This window comes from uncultured Brevundimonas sp., assembly GCF_937863155.1.
Lineage (GTDB): Bacteria > Pseudomonadota > Alphaproteobacteria > Caulobacterales > Caulobacteraceae > Brevundimonas.
Genome location: NZ_CALMFB010000046.1, coordinates 1 through 2,786, shown reverse-complemented (window position 1 = coordinate 2,786; position 2,786 = coordinate 1). Strand labels below are relative to the sequence as shown.

At 69.3% G+C, this 2,786-nt stretch carries 2 protein-coding genes; both read left to right on the top strand.

The features are described from left to right. Nucleotides 1-1,296, top strand: a 1,296-nt coding sequence (locus Q0581_RS06900) for an O-antigen ligase (protein WP_298698865.1), incomplete at its 5' end; no start/stop codon positions are given. Then, a partial coding sequence (locus Q0581_RS06895) for a DNA topoisomerase IV subunit B (RefSeq protein WP_298698863.1) occupies nt 1,262-2,786 on the top strand: 1,525 nt, incomplete at its 3' end. The genes Q0581_RS06900 and Q0581_RS06895, both read left to right, overlap by 35 nt.

Below are 2,786 nucleotides of genomic sequence, written 5' to 3'. Positions count from 1 at the left end.
TGGGAGCGGGCGGCGGTGATTGTCGTGCTGGCCATGCTGACCGGCGCCCTGGTGGGGCCGGTGTTCGCGCCGACCCAGGAAGAGACGCCGATGCTGCGTCTGGTCTGGTTGCCCGTCTATGGGGTGATCGCCGGGCTGATCGTCATGCGGTTCCGCGACGTGGCCCGCGCCTGGCCGGCGTGGATCGTGCTGATGCTGCTGGTGCTGCTGGCCTATGCGTCCAAATACTGGTCCATCGATCCGGCGACGACCAGCCGGCGGGTGATCGCCATGGCCATCACCGGAAGCTTCGCCGTCTATCTGGGGTCCGTGTTCCGGGGCGCCGCCCTGCCCCGCGTGTTGATGCAGGCGGCGCTGGTCATGGCCATCGGCAGTCTGGTTATGGTGTTCGCCTTCCCCGCCATCGGCGTACACCAGGACGTCAACGCCGGCCTGTGGCGCGGTCTGTGGTACGAAAAAAACCAGATGGGCCTGGTCATGGTGGCGGGCGCCACGGCGGCGGCGGCGGTCATGGCCTCGGGTGATCCGCGCCGGTTGATCCCGATGGCGACCCTGGCCTTGAGCATCGGCCTGGTGCTGGCGACCCAGTCCAAGACCTCGCTGCTGTGCCTGATGGTCGCCCTGGGCGGGGTCGGCGGCCTGTGGGCGTTGCGCCAGGGCGGCGCGGCCTTCGCCGTGGTCATGGTCTGGCTGGGCGTGGTGGCGGCGGGCCTGGGGGTGTGGATCTGGTCCACCCATTCGGTCGAGATCCTGGAGGCCCTGGGCAAGGACCCGTCGCTGACCGGCCGCACCGACATCTGGGAAAGCCTGATGCGCCGCGTCGCCGAACGGCCGTGGACCGGCTATGGCTACAGCGCCTTCTGGGGCCGGGACTCTGTGCCCGCCGACATGGTGCGCGCCGAAACCGACTGGCCCGTGCCGTCGGCGCACAACGGCTGGATCGACGTGCTGGTGCAGCTGGGCTGGACCGGGGCGATCCTGGTCGGAACGATCATGGCGGCGACCTTCATCCTGACGGTGGCGCGCCTGGGCCGGGCGGGCGTGCGCGAAGGCTATTGGGCGCTGGGTTATTTCGCGGCCTTCTTCCTGCTGAGCCTGTCGGAGAGCATTCTGATGAGCCACCAGGACCTGCCGTGGGTTCTGTTCCTGGCCATGATGACGCGGGCGCTGACGCCCGAGCCGGCGATGGTGCGCGCGCCGCTTGCCCGGCGGTCCACAGGGGCTTACCTGACGCGCTCCCGAATCGCCGCACAGTCCGCCCATGCCGCCCGCCGACGACCTGTTCTCCTTCGCTGACGAGCAACCGGAGCCTGAAAAGGCCCCTGCGCCCCAGCCTGCGCCCGCTCCGGCCATCGTCGCGGCGCCGGAAGCTGCTGCGCCCACTGTCGCACCTTCTGGCGGTTATTCGGCGTCCTCGATCGAGGTGCTGGAAGGGCTGGAGCCGGTTCGCAAACGCCCCGGCATGTATATCGGCGGCACCGACGAGCGGGCCCTGCACCATCTGTTCGCCGAGGTGCTGGACAACGCCATGGACGAGGCGGTGGCCCGTCACGCCAAGCTGATCACCGTCGATCTGGACGCCGAGGGCTTCCTGTCGGTGCGCGACGACGGACGCGGCATCCCCGTCGATCCCCACCCCAAGCATCCGGGCAAGTCGGCGCTGGAAGTCGTGATGACGGTGCTGCACTCGGGCGGCAAGTTTTCGGGCAAGGCCTATGAGACCTCCGGCGGCCTGCATGGCGTCGGCGTGTCGGTGGTCAACGCCCTGTCGGAACAGCTGGACGTCACCGTCTGGCGCGACGGCCATGAATGGCGCCAGTCGTTCAGCCGGGGCCATGTGCTGGGGCCGATCCAGCAGGTCGGGCCGTCCAAAAAGCGCGGCACCCTGATCCGCTTCAAGCCGGACGACGAGATCTTCGGCCACGGCGCGGCGTTCAAGCCCGCACGCCTGTTCCGCATGGCGCGGTCCAAGGCCTATCTGTTCCGCGGCGTCGAGATCAAATGGACCTGCGCGGCCGAGCGGATCACGGATTCGACGCCGACCGAGGCGGTGTTCCACTTCCCCAACGGCCTGGCCGACGCCCTGGCCGAGCGCATCGGCGCCATAGAGACCGTCACCCCCACCTTCGCCGGGCGGGTCGAGCGCAAGGGCGAGGCCGGGGCCGTGGAATGGGCCGTCACCTGGTCGCCCGCCGGGTTCGGAGAGGCCGACGGCTTCGTGCAATCCTATTGCAACACCGTGTCCACGCCTGACGGCGGCACGCACGAGGCCGGGTTCCGCGCCGCCCTGGTCAAGGGGCTGAGGGCCTATGGCGAACTGGCGAACGAGAAGCGCGCCGGCGTCATCACGGCCGAAGACGTCATCGCCAACGCCGGCGCCCTGATTTCAGTCTTCATCCGCAACCCGGAATTCCAGGGTCAGACCAAGGACCGCCTGTCCTCGCCCGAGGGCGCGCGCCTGGTCGAACAGCTGCTGCGCGACCCGCTGGATCACTGGCTGACCGAAAGCCCGAAACAGGCTAATGCGCTGCTGGGCTTCGTCATCGACCGGGCCGAGGACCGGCTGCGCCGCCGCAAGGACAAGGAGGTCCAGCGCGCCGCCGCCACCCGCAAGCTGCGCCTGCCCGGCAAGCTGTCGGACTGTTCGCGTCAGGCGGCCGAGGGCACCGAACTGTTCATCGTCGAGGGCGACTCGGCCGGCGGATCGGCCAAACAGGCGCGTGACCGCGTGACCCAGGCCATCCTGCCCCTGCGCGGCAAGATCCTGAACGTCGCCTCGGCCTCGA